Genomic DNA, 16,691 nt, shown 5'->3' with positions numbered 1-16,691 from the left:
TTTTATTATTCTAAGAAATCTTTTAAACGTTTACTGCGAGAAGGGTGGCGCAGTTTACGAAGCGCCTTAGCTTCGATTTGACGAATACGTTCACGTGTAACGCCGAATACTTTCCCTACTTCTTCTAAAGTGCGTGTACGGCCATCATCTAAACCGAAACGTAAACGAAGTACGTTTTCTTCACGGTCTGTTAATGTATCTAACACATCTTCTAATTGCTCTTTTAATAATTCATATGCTGCATGATCAGAAGGTGATTGCGCTTCTGAGTCTTCAATGAAGTCTCCTAAGTGTGAATCGTCTTCTTCCCCGATTGGTGTTTCAAGAGATACTGGTTCTTGTGCAATCTTTAAAATTTCGCGTACTTTTTCTGGAGTTAAGTCCATTTCTTCCCCAATTTCTTCTGGAGATGGCTCACGACCTAAGTCTTGTAATAATTGACGTTGTACACGAATTAGTTTGTTAATTGTTTCAACCATATGCACGGGAATACGAATTGTACGTGCTTGGTCAGCAATAGCACGTGTAATCGCTTGGCGAATCCACCAAGTAGCATACGTAGAGAATTTAAAGCCTTTACGGTAGTCGAATTTCTCAACTGCCTTAATAAGCCCCATATTCCCCTCTTGGATTAAATCAAGGAATAACATCCCACGCCCAACGTAGCGTTTTGCAATCGATACAACAAGACGTAAGTTTGCTTCTGCTAAACGTTTACGTGCTTCCTCATCACCTTGCTCAATACGTTCAGCCAATTTAATTTCTTGATCTGCTGAAAGTAAGTCAACACGGCCGATTTCTTTTAAGTACATACGGACAGGGTCATTAATTTTAACACCTGGTGGTACACTTAAATCGTTTAAGTCGAAAGTATCTTCACTTGCTTCTTCTTTCAACAAGCTTTCTTCTTCGAACTCTTCTTTACCGATAATTTGAATATCTTTATTTTTTTCAAGATCCTCTGCGATATGGAAAACTTCTTCGTTCTCCAATTCATAAGGGCTTAATCTCTCAGCGATTTCTTTCATTGAAATCTCGCCTTCTGATTTCGCCTTCTCTTGTATTAATTTTTTTGCCTCATCTAGTGTAATTTCTACTTCTACCTCTTTTGAACGTTCAGACTTGTCCGCCATAAACCTTCCTCCTTCTAAACAACCGAATCGGGTTAAATCGCCGATAACGATTTTCTTAAATGAATAATCTGTTGGGCGATTTCTAGAGCACGTGCATACTCGTGCATCTTCTCCGCTTCTTTTGACTCATGCATCTTTTTATTAATTTCTTGTTCAATACGATATCTTTGAAGTTGACGCAAAGAGTCTGTAATCTCCGCTTCTGCTTGATCAGGGTCACGCTCTACTAAAGACGCTTCCATGACAATTTTGCGTAGTTCGGGGTCATCAAGTACTTCAACGAAGCGCTGATAATCTGGATGCCCGAATTCTTCATAAAATCCAATTAATCGAACAAAAACAGCCATATAAGCATCTCGTACAAAAGGCTCTTTCTGCTCACTACGTAATACCCTGTCCACTACATCTATATTATGAAGCATATGTGCCAGTAATAAACGTTCTGCACGTTCTGCTGCGTCCATAGGCTTTTGTTGTTGCGTGACTGGCATCAACGGCAAAGCTTGTTTTTGCACGTCAGTTTTCTCTGAGCGTACCTTGCCCGCCTCTAACTTTCGGAACTGTGCATAAATTGCTTCTTCCGAAATATTTGTTTCATTTGATAGCTGCCTTATATACAAATCCCTTTCAACTGGTGAAGACCTGCCCACAAGTTGTTCAAGTACTTCTTGTATATATTGAAGCGTATCATTTTCGAACTGGAAATTTTTATTGCGTCTAGCATGCATCATCATGAAAGCAATATACGCATGCGGCTTTTCAAGGATTTGTTCCTTAAAGGCTTGACCACCTTGACTCCGAATATACTCATCAGGGTCTTGTTTGTCTGGTAAAACCGCTATATTTACCTTCATGCGTTCAGCTTGCAGTAATTCTGCCGCTCGTTTCGCCGCATCAAACCCAGCATTATCACCATCATAGCAAATCGTAACTTGCTCAACTAAGCGCTTAAGCTTTGTGATATGCTGATTTGTTAGCGACGTACCCATAGTAGCAACGGCATTTGTCACACCAGCTGAACTAGCAGCTAACACATCCATAAAACCTTCCATTAATATAACTTGACGATTTTTGCGAACCGAGGTTCGAGCCCTGTCTAGGTTATAAAGCACTTCACTCTTATGGAAAATAGGTGATTCTGGACTATTTAAATATTTCGCCTCTTCCCCTGTTGACGATAATATTCGCCCTGAAAAAGCAATTATCTTGCCATTTTCATCACGAATGGGAAACATAATACGTCCTCTAAATCGATCGAAATATCGTTCTTCTCCTTCACGCTGAATGATTAATCCACTTTCTGCTATTTCTTGTAAGTTATAACCTTTTCTTTCAAGTAGCATCGTGAGGGCATCAAAGCTTGGGAGCGACCATCCAATGCTATTAGATTCGATAAGTTCCCTCGTAAATCCTCTTTCTAGCAAATAATTTAACGCTTCTTCCCCATCTTCTGTGTTGAGCAATAAATGCTGGAAAAAATCTGCCGCAAAAGCATGCGCTTCTTTCATACGCTCTTCTGTTTTAGATACTGTTTTCGTAAATTCTGGCATACTAGGCTGAATGTCTAAATGTATACCAGCTCGTTCGCCAAGCTTTACAACGGCATCTGGAAATGAAATATTTTCAATGTCCATGACAAAAGTAATGGCGTTACCACCTGCACCACAGCCAAAGCAATGAAAAATTTGCTTATCAGTGGATACAGAAAAGGAAGGTGTTTGTTCACCGTGAAATGGACAGAGCCCAAACCAGTTGCGCCCTCGCTTCGTGAGTTGCATATATTCGCTAATGACATCTACAATATCCGATTGCGTCCGAATCTGCTCTATCACTTCTTCAGGAATCTTCCCAGCCAATTTCATCACCATCTTTAAATTATGCTCTAGAACACAATTCGCTATTAATTTTAAAAACCCTTTATTTCTCGACAAAAAAATAAGGATTTTCTCTTTTTAAATATTTTTACCACAATTCTATCATTATAAAACAATTTTCGAGTTTTATCTATATTATTTTATATCCACTCAAAAAAACCGCCTCTTCTATACTGAGGTGGTTTACATAATATTATCATTTGTTATTTTGGTTTGAGATATACTCGATGATAACATTCGCTGTTTCTTCTACAGCTTTATTCGTAACATCGATTACATGACAGCCAATTCTTGCTGCAATATTTTCGAAATGTTTAATTTCTTCTAATATTCGGGTATGCTGTGCATAAATAGCGTCATCATTTAACCCTAAAGAAATTAATCTTTCTTTTCGTATAACGTTTAACTTCTCTGGAGAAATAACTAATCCTATGCATTTATTTGGATCAATTTGAAATAACTCTTCAGGTGGTTCTACTTCAGGCACCAATGGAACATTCGCCACTTTAAATCGTTTAAGCGCTAGATACTGTGAAAGAGGTGTTTTTGATGTGCGTGATACCCCAATTAATACAATATCCGCTTGCAATAGACCACGAGGATCTCGACCATCATCATATTTTACCGCAAATTCAATTGCTTCGATTTTTTTGAAGTAATCATCATCAAGTTGATGCACAATACCTGGAGTTTCTAATGGAATTTCTTCCATGAAAGCAGCCATCGATTTTAAACCTGGTCCTAAAATATCTACAGCATGGATTTTCTCTTTCTCGCAAAGCTCATTCAATAAAGTACGCATTTCCTTTTGAACAAGTGTATATACAATAAGCGCATTTTGTTGGACAGCTAAGTCTACAATTTTGCGGATATGTTCTTCTGATTGAATATGAGGAAAGCGTCTAATAATTGTTTCTTCAAAACTCGGTCGAAACTGGCTAATGACTGCCTTTGCTACTTGATCGCCAGTTTCCCCGACTGAATCTGAAACAACAAAAACTTGAAGTCTTTTCATGTTGTTCACCTTCAATTTTAGACATTTTGCGCAAGCGATAAAAATGCACGTGTAATCGTCGTTTTCGTTAATCGTCCTACAACCTCTAAACCATTTTCATGTGGCTCAACTACTGGTAAGGAATCGACTTCACGCTCAATCAATTTATTTGCTGCGACAATTAAAGAATCCTTTCTTTCACAATACGAAATATTAGGCATACGTGTCATTATAATATGAACAGGAATCTTATTCAAATCTTGCGTGCCGATACTTGTACGTAGTAAATCTTTACGAGACAGTACACCTGTTAAATACTCGTTTTTGTCTACTACAAACAGGGTTCCGACATCTTCGGCAAACATAAAACAAATCGCATCATAAACCGTCATTGTTTCTGGAACAATTACAGGTGATGAATGGAATTCCTTCACTTTCAATTTGTTAATGCTATCCGTCATCGTTACAGACGTTTTTTTCCCTGAATAAAAATAGCCAACTCTTGGTCTAGCATCTAAAAAGCCTGCCATTGTAAGAATTGCTAAATCTGGTCTTAATGTCGCTCTTGTCAGATTGAGACGTTCTGCAATGTGTTCCCCTGTGATTGGGCCATTTTCTTTCACAATTTGTAAAATATCTTCCTGACGTTTATTGAGTTCGATTGGACTCACCGCCTCAAATCTAATAGTGTTATACTCATGCTCAATTATTATATACTATAGGGTGGTAGCTATGCAAAGTATTACACTATTTCTATATAAATGTTATTATAAAAAGGGTTTGTATGATTGAAGCAGTATTTCAAAAATACAAGATAGAGCATGAATAAATATAAAAATGTGTAAAGTTGTGGCAAATCATAGCTAATTTTATGACTAAAATTATAGATAAGTCGAACGTGTGTACAAGAATGTGTGAGTATTAGTGGGGGAAATTGCCAAATTTTTTTTATTGCTTCAACAATATAAAATACCGTAGCAAGTGCTTTGTTTTATGGCTCACAAAAATTGGGCTCTGATCAATTTTAAGCGCACCTTTGCACTGCCCAATTATTATAAGTGAAATTACCTTTTTCGTTGTGATAAATCCTAGATGTTACTATCGCCATGTCTAATTATAATGCATGATGGGGATTTCGTCATTTTTGACGAGCCATCAAATTGATGATTAACATACTGCATTTTGCGATATTCAAACAAAGTTTAGAAAGCTAATAATGGCAGCTTGTGTGGCAAGTTGTTTTGAAAAACAGCTCTAACACTTGGTATACAGGGCTTATTCAGACTTACTACAGGCGAATGGTTGTTGCGAAGTAAAGAACTACATGCTACAATATTGACAAAGACGCTAGCTTCACATGTATTTTCGAGCGATATTGAGCGTCAACATATAGGCGATGATAGGAAAAAAGTATCTGTTCTATTTTTAAAAAAGCGAGTAGAGAATGGTGAAAGTCTACACAGAATACAGAGAAAAGGCACTCCTTGAGCCAACTTTTTGAAAAAGAGGTTTTAAACGTTTGTCTACTAGGCATAGATTATGCTCGTAATCAAAACATTTAAAACAATCAGGGTGGAACCGCGGGTATTAGCACTCGTCCCTGGGCATTAACTGTGCCCGGAGACGGGTGCTATTTTTAATTTAGCCCGTGGCTAAATTAAAAAATGCCTCCGGCGGATGTCATAGATTTTTTAGAGGAGTTAATCGTGCAAGCACGATTAAAAATCTAGACGCACTGTTTATCTGCGCGAAAGCGAAGCGACAGCTGCAAATACGCCAAGGCGAATTTGATTAAACTCCTAATTTTATTATTACTAATTTCAAGGAGGCTATTTTAATGGCTGGTAAATCAATGGAAACAATCGTAGCTTTAGCAAAACATCGAGGCTTTGTCTTCCCAGGTTCTGATATCTACGGAGGATTAGCAAACACTTGGGATTACGGTCCACTAGGTGTTGAACTTAAAAACAACGTAAAAAAAGCTTGGTGGCAAAAATTCGTTCAAGAATCTGAACACAACGTAGGTCTTGACGCTGCTATCTTAATGAACCCTAAAGCTTGGGTGGCATCAGGTCACGTTGGGAACTTCAATGACCCAATGGTTGACTGTAAAGCATGTAAAGCACGCCACCGTGCCGATAAAATCATCGAAGATGCTGCACTAGCAAAAGGCGACGAAATTATCGTAGACGGTATGACGTTTGACCAAATGAAAGAAACAATGGTGAAATACGATGTCGTTTGTCCTGATTGCGGCAAAGCAGATTTCACAGACATCCGTCAATTCAACTTAATGTTCAAAACGTTCCAAGGTGTAACAGAATCTTCAACAAACGAAATTTTCCTTCGCCCTGAAACAGCACAAGGAATTTTCGTAAACTTCAAAAACGTACAACGCTCAATGCGTAAGCGTACACCATTCGGTATCGCACAAATCGGTAAATCATTCCGTAACGAAATCACACCAGGTAACTTTACGTTCCGTACTCGTGAATTCGAACAAATGGAGCTTGAATTCTTCTGTAAACCAGGGGAAGACCTTGAGTGGCACGCATACTGGAAAAACTTCTGTAAAGACTGGTTATTAAACCTAGGCATGAAAGAAGATTCTATGCGTCTACGTGACCATGAAGAAGACGAATTATCTCACTACTCAAACGCTACAACTGATATCGAGTTCAAATTCCCATTCGGCTGGGGCGAACTATGGGGCGTTGCTGACCGTACAGACTTCGACTTAAAACAACATATGGAACACTCTGGCGAAGATTTCACATACATCGATCCAGTGACAAACGAACGCTATGTACCATATTGTATCGAGCCATCTCTAGGAGCTGACCGTGTAACATTAGCATTCTTATGTGATGCTTATGACGAAGAAACACTTGAAGGCGATGACAAACGTACAGTTTTACGCTTCCACCCTGCTTTAGCACCGTTCAAAGCAGCAGTACTACCACTTTCTAAAAAATTATCTGAAGAAGCTGGCGATCTATGGGCTGACCTACGCAAAGCATTCCCAGTTGATTTTGATGAATCTCAATCAATCGGTAAACGCTACCGTCGTCAAGACGAGATCGGTACACCATTCTGTATCACATACGACTTCGATACAAAGGAAGACGGTCAAGTAACAGTACGTCACCGCGATTCTATGGAACAAACACGCATGCCTATCGGTGATGTTAAAGCTTATATAGAGAAACACTTACAATTCTAATATGAAAGGGAGCCACTAATTGTGGCTCCCTCTTTTTATGCCTTTAAAATTGAAAACAATCGTTCTTGCATTTTTTCCTCGAATGAAAACTTTTTCATACTCATACCAACTAAGCTAACAAGTAATTCTTCAATATCTGCTAACGTGTAGTAAAGGAATGTTCCCTCACGCATTGGGCGTATTCGCTTCTCTCCCGTCAACTCCTCTGTGATAAAATATGCAATATTCACATTACACTGCTCCATCAGCTGTGTAATACGCTCATCATCACCAGGATTAATGAAGAATGGTACAATTTTATCAATATATAAAATACTTTGTACTAGTTTGACAAAGAAATTCTCACGCAAAGATGTTTCCACTACTAGAATAGTTGTTTGCTCATGTTGATAATCCATATACAAAACACTTATTTGTTCCTCTAAAAGTTTCTTTAATATATTTATTGAATTTTTATACTTCGCCATATCAGTTTGAATTTCTCGTGTTAATAGTCGAAGAATACGAAATGAGGGCAAAAATATTTTCAGGACAATTTCTTTTGGATGAAGGTGGTCAATCAATTTATTAAAGTAAATTTTCAAATTATTTTCTTCACCACGAATTAGCTGCTCAACAAATAAGTTGAAGATTTCTTCAAAGCTATCCGCTCGGTAGTCAATCATTTTAATGATCTTAACGCTGTAATTCAGCGGTAAATTCATCGAAATCTGCTCATCCAACAATTTTACTTTCGGAAGTGTTGGGAACAAATCATAGACAAGTTCTACTTGTGCTGTACGATGATCCGAAAGATACACAATCGAGTTTACGGGATAAATGCCCAAACATTCCACAAATTTATGCATAAATTTTTCGTTATACAATTCACGATCACGGTACAAAACAGCTAATGCATCCGTCGCGCCATATCCTGAATGATACGCACGCTTTGAGGTCATAGCGGAATATACATCGATTATTTGTAGTGCCTGTACACCCTCACTCAAGTCATCTGCACAAAGACTATTTGGATACCCTTTACCAGCAAAACGTTCATGATGGTCACGTGCAAGATAGGCAATATCCTCCTCACCATGTTCTATTAAGAGATCATGGCCTTTTGTAGTATGTGTTTTGATAATTTCAAATTCATCTTCATTTAGTTTACGCTTTAAATTCAGAATTTCTTGTGGTATAAATACCTTCCCAATATCGTGGAACAAATAGCCCTTTGCCAACGTCTCAATATCTGTAAGACCAAGATGGCGTGCAAAGATTGTTCCTAACACAAAAACATCAAAAGAATGCACATAAGAATATTCATCCCATTCTTTTAAGCGCATCAATAAATCAAAACGATGCTTCTCTTCTAGGATTTTTTCAAAAATCTCTCTGACAAAAGCAGTATCCTGCATGCTTTTTAATATTTGACCATAGCGTAATTCATGGACAACATTTTCTAATGTTATCATAAATAACTTACTGACTTTTTCTTTATACTCATCAAATTCTTTTTTTTCAAGTAGTGGCGCAAAAACATCTTCATACTCTTTAACACGTGTCGCACCTAAATCTCTAACAACTCTTACCGAGTCTACTGGTAAGCGGACTGTAAGTGAATCTACTTTTCTTAGCTTTAGCAACTCAATAATACGCACAGTTAATACTAAATCTTTTTTTGCAAGTAAGCGATAATCGACAAATATATCCTCTGCTAAGACATCACCAGCTTGCACTTCTTTAATGTTTAATGTCACTATTGTAAACATATATTTTTGCCACATACACGCAGTTTTACAGCATTATGTGACCTCCCTCCTTTTTTTCATAAACTACGCTGATCTGAAAAATTCACTGTAGACGTTCTGCTAATAGAGACACTTTCTAACTTTTACATCTTTTACATACTAAGTTATTTGTTATTAATGACGAATACAATTTTCTACTTTGACATTATAATTTATTATATTAGAATAACTTCAATGGATTTATTTACCTCTTTACAATAGCATAGGTTAATTTACCTTTTCAACATATTTATAATATACATATGATTAGTTTTTACTATGAATACACTAATAACTAATCACAAAAACAGTATTTCTGTCCTACTTTTCCAAAAAGATAATAAAAGTAACCGATTCAATTCAGCATCAATTGCACTTATAATTTTCTCTTTACTATATGTATTTTAATAAAAAATGATATATTTCACTTATCTCGAATTGTCCGGAAAAACATTATTATAATTCGCTCTATTAATAATACCTGCAATTTTCAATACCTTTATGTACATTAGTCTAACTTTTTTTGTAAATACAAACGACAATCTCTTAATTTTTTTAGAATAGATCCACTACTATCATTATCTGTTATTCTCATATAAATGAAAATATAATTTGTAAACTCATTTTACCTCTATATCTGCTCACCTCCCTATTCACATAGGTTAATATTCCCACTATCAACAGTCGAAGAAATTTGTTATAAATTATATTATAGTTAAAATTTAATCATAAATAATAATAAAACATCATTTATAAGCAAAAATATAACAACACTACATACTTATTACCTAAAATTAAGAATCGTAGATAAGATAAATTTCTGCAAATTAAAGGAGAACTATAAAATTAAATTTTTGGAGGAATAAAATTGAATACAAAACGTTTTTACCAATATGCATTGGCTGCTACATTAGCAACAAGTGCTATAGTTATTGCTGTACCTACAAGCGCTGCTACAACATTTACAGATGTAAATGCATCTACTGAGGAAGGAAAAGCTATCATCAACTTAGCTGAGCGAGGCATTATTTCAGGCTATCCGGATGGCACATTTAAACCAGCAAATGCCATTACACGCACACAAGCAGCAAAAATTTTAGCTGGCATTTTGGAACTAGATACTAAGAATGTGACAAACCCACACTTTAAAGATGTAAAACCTGGTGATGAAAACTATGGTGCCATCGCAGCACTAGCTAATGCAGGTATTATCAGTGGTTCAAATGGCTATTTCAATCCAACAAAAAATATTACTCGTGGCCAAATGTCAAAAATGATTGTGCGAGGCTTCGATTTAGAAATTGCTGAAGACACAAACATTCCATTTACTGATGTGGTAGCAGGAAGTGAGTATGAACCCTATATCCAAACACTATTTGCTAATAACATTACAAAAGGAACAACACCGACTACTTTCGGGACTTATAGTAATGTGAAACGTTCGCAATTAGCTTCTTTTGTGGTACGTGCTGAAAACACAAAAAATAGCGCAACTGTTTACGCAAAGAAATATAACCAAGATTATATTTTTGCATCTTATGGTGGCATTAATCCTGCAGAAGACGTTTTCACTTGGGATGAAGAACAAGATATGACAGATGCTATTACGATTAAGCCATTAAAAGAAGGTACAGGGAAATTAGTCATTACAGGCTTTACAGAAGATAGTGAAGATTTTGTAGATGTATTTTTCTTAGTACATGTAGAAACAGTTAATGGCAAACTTCAAGCAACACTTGAAGAAGTAGATGAAGCAGATTACTTAGAAAACATGCCAGTTACATTACTAGAAGGTGATTTGAACTTTATCCCAACAGATGTAAGCATCAAAACAGCTGATGGCCAAGCATTAACTTCAGACGCATATGCTTTCGAAGTTAAAGATAAAGTAACAACATTCGCCATTTTCGAAAACGGCGAATATACAGTAACGTTTACGGATGGTACACTTCAACAGACAATGGTTGCGGAAGTTTATTCTTATGATTTCGTTCAAATGATTGATCTATACGAAATTACAAATCAAGTCACTTTTACAGCTGATGATATAGCACTAGAGCCAACAACAGTAACATTTGAAGACTTAAGTGATGAATGGAATACAGATTATAAAGTACCTGTAAAAGCTACAATCCAAGATGGAGTACTTACTGTTACACCAATATCCGAAGGTCCAGCTCTTCTAAAAGTGACTGGTAAGAATGGTAAAACAACTTATATCTATATCGAATTCATGAAATTCGCGGGTGAGTGGGCTAGTTTCCATGAGTTTATCGATGCAGATGAATTTGAAGATTTCATAAACTAAAAAAATGCCAGAAGACCGATGTTATTCGTCTTCTGGCATTTCTGTTTTGGGTATTATTGGTCGTGGCTGCAATTCAGGTGTTCGTTCTAATTGCTCGATAAATTTTTTCGTTTTAAAACGAATACCCGTTTGTTCCTCATAAATCGTTGTTATTATTTTTTTTATAAAGTATTTCGTTTCCTTTTTCAGCTCTAACTTTCCAATTTGATCGATTGGCACCGTGTAAAACATACGGATTAGTTTCAATTGTGTTGGTGTGAGTCTAATAATATACGGATCTTGCTGATAGCATCTATGACATAAGAAACCACCTTGTGCGAATGAAAATGCAAATTCTCCGTCTACTGCGCTACACGAGGCACAAGCATGTAAAATTGGTTGCACACCAGTATAGGGCAACATTTTCCATTCTACAAATAAGGTAATCGCTTCCGGATCGTAGCCATCCTCAATCGCCTGTAATGAATGAAGTAGTACATCAAAAGCATATGGCTCAGGCTTTCCTTCTTCCACCACACGCTCAATAAGCTCCATAATATAACTCGCATAAGCTGTTGCTATTATATCTTCACGAATATGACGCATCGAATTTAAATGCTCACCTTGTTGCAATGTCCCCATTCCTGTATGATGCTGTACCATGAACATACCGTATGTAAATGGCTGTGTCACAGAGGCCAGCCTACTTGATGGCTTTTTTGCTCCGCGAGCCATCGTTGCAACTTTGCCCGCTTCTCTCGTCAATAAAGTTACAATTTTATTGGACTCTCCATATGCACGTGCTTTTAACACGATTGCCTCCCATTTATAAAGCAATTGTCTTCCCCCTTCCTTTCCGCAAGAAAATGCGCCAAGCACAAAGGCCAAGCGCATCTTTTTCTTATCAACCTTCTATTTAATCAAAGGTTCCTTTATTTAATACTCATCATCACGGAAACCGAAGTCTCGTAGATGTGTTGATTTGTTACGCCAATCTTTTTGAACTTTTACCCAAAGTTCTAAGTATACTTTTGAGCCAAGTAGCATCTCAATGTCTTTTCGTGCGCGTGTACCGACTTCTTTTAATAGTGCACCACGTTTACCGATAACGATTCCTTTTTGAGAGTCACGCTCAACCATGATTGTTGCTTGAACACGAATCATACCTTCTTTTTCTTCATCAGGTTTAATTCTATCAATAACAACAGCGATTGAGTGTGGCACTTCTTCACGTGTTAAGTGTAATACTTTTTCGCGAATTAGCTCAGAAATAATGAATCGTTCCGGGTGATCCGTCACTTGATCTGCAGGGTAATATTGCGGCCCTTCTGGTAAATATTTTTCAATCGTCGTTAATAATGAATCGACGTTGTTACCTTGAAGTGCTGAAATCGGAATAATTTCTGCAAAATCGTATTTTTCTCGGTAAGTCTCAATAATTGTTAGTAGTTCATCTGGGTGAACTTGGTCGATTTTATTGATGATTAAAAATACTGGCGTTTCATTGCCTTCTAACCATTCTAAAATGAATTCATCACCTTTACCGAATTTTTGCTCAGCATTAACCATGAACATAATGCCATCTACTTCGCGCAAAGTGTTTTTCGAAACTTTCAGCATGAATTCGCCCAGCTTATGTTTCGGTTTGTGAATACCTGGTGTATCAATGAAAATTGTTTGGCTATTTTCTCGTGTTAATACACCTTGTACCTTATTTCGTGTTGTTTGTGGTTTATCGCTCATAATTGCGATTTTTTGACCAATCACACGGTTTAACAATGTTGATTTCCCAACATTAGGTCGTCCAATAATCGAGATGAATCCCGACTTAAAGCCTTTTTTAGTCTCCAGCATCTAGTAAATCCTCCGTTGTAAATGCAAACGGTAATAACTCGCCAACTGACGTTACCGTAACATCACCTTTTAAATTTGTTAAATAAACAGGCATAGATGGCGCACAAAATTCAATCATCACTTGACGACAAGCTCCACACGGCGCACAAGGACCGTCTGTATCAGCCACAATTGCAATTGCTTCAAAATCTCGGATACCTTCTGATACTGCTTTGAAAAATGCCGTACGCTCAGCACAGTTTGTCATGCTATAGCCTGCATTTTCAACATTACAGCCATGAATGACGTCTCCGTCTTTTGTCAATAATGCAGCCCCTACTTTAAATTTCGAATAGGGAACATACGCTTTCTCACGTGCAATTTTAGATTCCTCAAGTAATGCATGCATATCGATTGTCATAGATGCCAATTCTCCTCTACATAAATGTATAGTTATCTTCATTAAGTGGGCATCCGTACGCCCACTTAATGAAGATATGCCTCCGGCGGATGTCACAAATTTTGAAAGGAGTCAGGACAATTCAAAATCTGAACGCAATTACGCCGGGGCGTAATTGATCTTAAAACCATTTAGGTAAAAAGATTAGTAAGCCAATTATAGCACTGAAAACAGCAAATACCAGCACAGCACCTGCTGCGATATCCTTCGCCTGCTTGGCAAGTGGATGAATGTTTGGTGACGCAAGATCAACCACACGTTCAATCGCGGTATTCATCATTTCAAGTGCAAATATCAGTGCTATTAATATTAACACAATGAACCATTCTATGCGTGATAAACCTGTGAAAAATCCCGCAATTAGCACAATCACAGCACTTATTATATGCGACTTAAAATTTTGCTCCTTGCAAGCTGTTACTATACCACAAAATGCATAGCCGAACGAGCGGATAAACTTACGACCATCCATTTTTTAGTCACGTCCTAAACCGAATGATTGTAAAATTTCATCTTGTTTACCGAACATTATTTTTTCATCCTCTGGCTCCATATGGTCATAACCAAGTAGATGTAAAAAGCCATGTACTGCTAAAAAGCCTAATTCACGCTCAAACGAATGACCATATTCCTCGGCTTGTTCTTTTGTACGATCAGTTGAAATAATAATATCGCCTAAAATTCGTGGCATGCCTTCAAATGTTACTTCCATTTCACCTTCGCCTAATTCTTCTAGCGCAAACGAAATAACGTCTGTTGGCTGATCTTTTTCACGGTATTCGCGGTTAATTTCTTGAATCGCTTCATTCGTCACAAACGTTACCGATACTTCTGTTTCTGGCTCGATTTTTTCAACGGCTGCAGCATGCTGTAAAAGTTTTTCAACTAATGCAAGATGCGTTTCCGTTACTTCATTTGTTTCATCTGTAAAATCAATTGTTAAAATCATAGATGCCTCCTACTTTTCTGTCTTTGGATATTCAATACGCGAATGGAAAATACCATTTAACGTTTCACAAAGTACTTGCTCTATACATTTTAACTCTTTTATCGAAATATCGCATTCATCAAACTGATTATCTTGCACACGATCGTCTATAATTGACTTTACCAACTTGTGAATCTTCTCAGCATTCGGCTCTTTCATCGATCTTACAGCCGCTTCCACGCTATCAGCTACGCTAATGACCGCCGCTTCTTTCGTTTGAGGCTTCGGTCCAGGATAACGGAATATTGCTTCATCAAACACCTTCCCTTCTTCCTTCGCTTTAAATAGGAAGAACTTCAATAAGCTTGTCCCATGATGCTGAAGTGCAATATCAATAATTTCCTGAGGCATTTTATAGCGCTTTAACATTTCCGCACCATCTGTAGTATGGGCAATAATAATTTCTGCACTCGTTTCAGGTGCCATTGAATCATGTGGATTGACACCAGACATTTGATTTTCGATGAAAAATGCCGGGCGTTTTGTTTTACCAACATCATGATAATAACAACCAACACGAGCGAGTAAGCCATCTGCACCAATTGCCTCACACGCTGCCTCTGCTAGATTCGCCACCATAACACTATGATGATAGGTCCCTGGCGTTTCCATTAGTAGTTTTTTCAGCAATGGATGATTTGGATTCGATAATTCAATAAGGCGTAACGTCGATAACAAGCCAAATGCGGACTCAAAAAATGGCAATAAGCCCATTGTCAGCGCACCAGACAGTAATGCCGACGTAATCGCTGCGGTAAAGTAAAACATCAGCTCTGATATGCCGTAAGACGACTGTGTCATCAATAAATAGAATGCAATGAAAGCCAAATTAGTTAATGAAATGACACCAACTGCTTGTAAAATATGCGAACGTTTTTCCACACTCCGCATAAAGAATAAACTTGCAAAGCCACCAAAGATTATATATAACGTAACTTCCATTTGCATGACAGACGAATAGCCTTCTTGGAACATGACACCTGCCGAGGCAGCAGTCATCACTGTCACTAGCACAGCAGCTCGATCGTCAGCAAGAAGCCTTACAAGCATTGGTGCAAGTGCTGTCGGGAATAAAAATGCTATGGTTACATCAAATTCATCTGCCACTAAACCAATAAATTTCATTAGCACAATTGATAAACTGTACACAATTACTGTGACAAGCAAGGCATTGCGCTTTTTACGCTCCTCTGTTTCCATACGTTCAAACAAAATAAACATGAACATCATCTGTATCAAAATCAAAATAGCAAGCCCAGCAATCGGTTTCATAGACGCTTTGTTACTCACCATACCTAGTAGTTCTAGCTGACGATAGGCTTCATTGTCAATGACTTGCCCTTCTTGTACAATAATTTGTCCTTGCAATATACGCGTAGGCTCCACAGCATCTTTTGCTTGCTGAATAGCAGCCTTCGTTTGTTCTTTGTTTTCCGTTTCCGTTTCGATGATACTTGCACGTCCTATTAATACGATAGAGCTTAAAATCTTATCAGGATAGCCTCGTTGTTCACGGATTTTTGTTTCAAGCGCATCTCTCTCAGCTGGTAAGTTTTCTACACGAATCTTTTTTTGTAAATGTTCAGTCACAAGCTTCGATAGCTGCGTACTCGATTTTGTTAAATCTGCTTCACTTTGTATTAGCAAATTTTCAAGTTGCGTATCTGAAAAAGGTAATGACAGTTGTTTCCCATCAATCGTTTCCAGTTTTTTTCGCAATAATGCCACTTGGTCTTCAACATCAATCGGCTCTTTTCTACTTTCGATGTCAGCTTTGACTTCCAGTACATAATCAAATAATGATGTGATCATTGCGGCGCGTTGTTTCGCAACATCTTCTGAAAATTGATAGACCGGCATGACAGTATTAGCCGCCTTATCACGCTCTTGCTCTGTCTTCACTGTGTCTTCTATAGTTTTAGTAGATCGCACCGTTTCTGGAGCAAGCTGTAACGGTTTAAAATCATATGTAACACCTTTGACATCGCCATACATTAATGAAAACTGCAAAGCTCCTGTTAAGATGAGAACAGCCATTAAAAAATAGCGAAAACCAATTAACTCTGTTATTTTCCGAAGTTGTTTTTCCATTTGGCACCCCCTCTATCAATCTCTATCATACCAATTCAA

Annotated in this window: 13 protein-coding genes; 2 read left to right on the top strand and 11 right to left on the bottom strand. The window is 37.5% G+C overall.

Translation table 11 applies throughout. The features are described 5' to 3' along the window. Positions 1-5: 5 nt before the first annotated feature. From rpoD to ccpN, 4 genes are all read right to left on the bottom strand, one after another. Positions 6-1,133, bottom strand: coding sequence for an RNA polymerase sigma factor RpoD (gene rpoD / locus ACIQ2D_RS03330; protein WP_402859384.1), 1,128 nt, complete (start codon positions 1,131-1,133; stop codon positions 6-8). A gap of 32 nt (positions 1,134-1,165) precedes the next feature. After that, positions 1,166-3,001, bottom strand: a complete 1,836-nt coding sequence (dnaG, locus tag ACIQ2D_RS03325; protein WP_402859381.1) for a DNA primase — start codon at positions 2,999-3,001, stop codon at positions 1,166-1,168. Between the two features lie 202 nt (positions 3,002-3,203). Next, the gene (locus ACIQ2D_RS03320; protein WP_402859378.1) at positions 3,204-4,022 is read right to left on the bottom strand and encodes a pyruvate, water dikinase regulatory protein; all 819 of its coding nucleotides are present in this window, start codon (positions 4,020-4,022) and stop codon (positions 3,204-3,206) included. Positions 4,023-4,039: 17 nt separating this feature from the next. Then, positions 4,040-4,672 carry a transcriptional regulator CcpN gene (gene ccpN / locus ACIQ2D_RS03315; protein WP_402859375.1) on the bottom strand — a complete coding sequence of 211 codons (633 nt, stop codon included), beginning with the start codon at positions 4,670-4,672 and terminating at the stop codon, positions 4,040-4,042. A 1,166-nt stretch (positions 4,673-5,838) separates the two neighbouring features. Between ccpN and ACIQ2D_RS03310 the strand changes: the two genes are divergently transcribed. Beyond that, entirely contained in the window at positions 5,839-7,224 is a 1,386-nt protein-coding gene (locus ACIQ2D_RS03310; protein ID WP_402859372.1) for a glycine--tRNA ligase, read from the top strand. A 35-nt stretch (positions 7,225-7,259) separates the two neighbouring features. Here the strand turns inward: ACIQ2D_RS03310 and ACIQ2D_RS03305 are convergent, their stop codons facing one another. Continuing rightward, positions 7,260-8,975 carry an HD-GYP domain-containing protein gene (locus ACIQ2D_RS03305; protein WP_402859369.1) on the bottom strand — a complete coding sequence of 572 codons (1,716 nt, stop codon included), beginning with the start codon at positions 8,973-8,975 and terminating at the stop codon, positions 7,260-7,262. Positions 8,976-9,861: 886 nt separating this feature from the next. Here ACIQ2D_RS03305 and ACIQ2D_RS03300 point away from each other — a divergent pair. Further along, a complete protein-coding gene (locus tag ACIQ2D_RS03300; protein WP_402859366.1) occupies positions 9,862-11,301 on the top strand; it encodes an S-layer homology domain-containing protein in 1,440 nt (479 codons plus the stop codon). A gap of 21 nt (positions 11,302-11,322) precedes the next feature. On the opposite strand, the gene recO is transcribed toward ACIQ2D_RS03300, so the two are convergent. From recO to ACIQ2D_RS03270, 6 genes are all read right to left on the bottom strand, one after another. Beyond that, positions 11,323-12,117, bottom strand: coding sequence for a DNA repair protein RecO (gene recO / locus ACIQ2D_RS03295; protein ID WP_402859363.1), 795 nt, complete (start codon positions 12,115-12,117; stop codon positions 11,323-11,325). A 99-nt stretch (positions 12,118-12,216) separates the two neighbouring features. Then, positions 12,217-13,134: a GTPase Era gene (gene era, locus ACIQ2D_RS03290; protein ID WP_402859360.1), complete on the bottom strand. Its 918-nt coding sequence runs from the start codon at positions 13,132-13,134 to the stop codon at positions 12,217-12,219. After that, positions 13,121-13,534 carry a cytidine deaminase gene (locus tag ACIQ2D_RS03285; RefSeq protein WP_402859357.1) on the bottom strand — a complete coding sequence of 138 codons (414 nt, stop codon included), beginning with the start codon at positions 13,532-13,534 and terminating at the stop codon, positions 13,121-13,123. The genes era and ACIQ2D_RS03285 overlap by 14 nt, the downstream gene beginning before the upstream one ends. 160 nt (positions 13,535-13,694) lie before the next feature. Then, complete coding sequence (locus ACIQ2D_RS03280) at positions 13,695-14,045, bottom strand: diacylglycerol kinase family protein (protein WP_402859354.1); 351 nt, start codon at positions 14,043-14,045, stop codon at positions 13,695-13,697. Positions 14,046-14,048: 3 nt separating this feature from the next. Further along, a complete protein-coding gene (gene ybeY / locus ACIQ2D_RS03275; RefSeq protein ID WP_402859351.1) occupies positions 14,049-14,522 on the bottom strand; it encodes an rRNA maturation RNase YbeY in 474 nt (157 codons plus the stop codon). A 9-nt stretch (positions 14,523-14,531) separates the two neighbouring features. Beyond that, entirely contained in the window at positions 14,532-16,652 is a 2,121-nt protein-coding gene (locus ACIQ2D_RS03270) for an HD family phosphohydrolase (protein ID WP_402859348.1), read from the bottom strand. Positions 16,653-16,691: the final 39 nt, after the last annotated feature.

Origin of the sequence: Lysinibacillus sp. NPDC097287, from assembly GCF_044761695.1 — a bacterium.
Lineage (GTDB): Bacteria > Bacillota > Bacilli > Bacillales_A > Planococcaceae > Lysinibacillus.
Note: the sequence above shows the minus strand (reverse complement) of the source record. Positions and strands in the feature narration are given on the sequence as shown.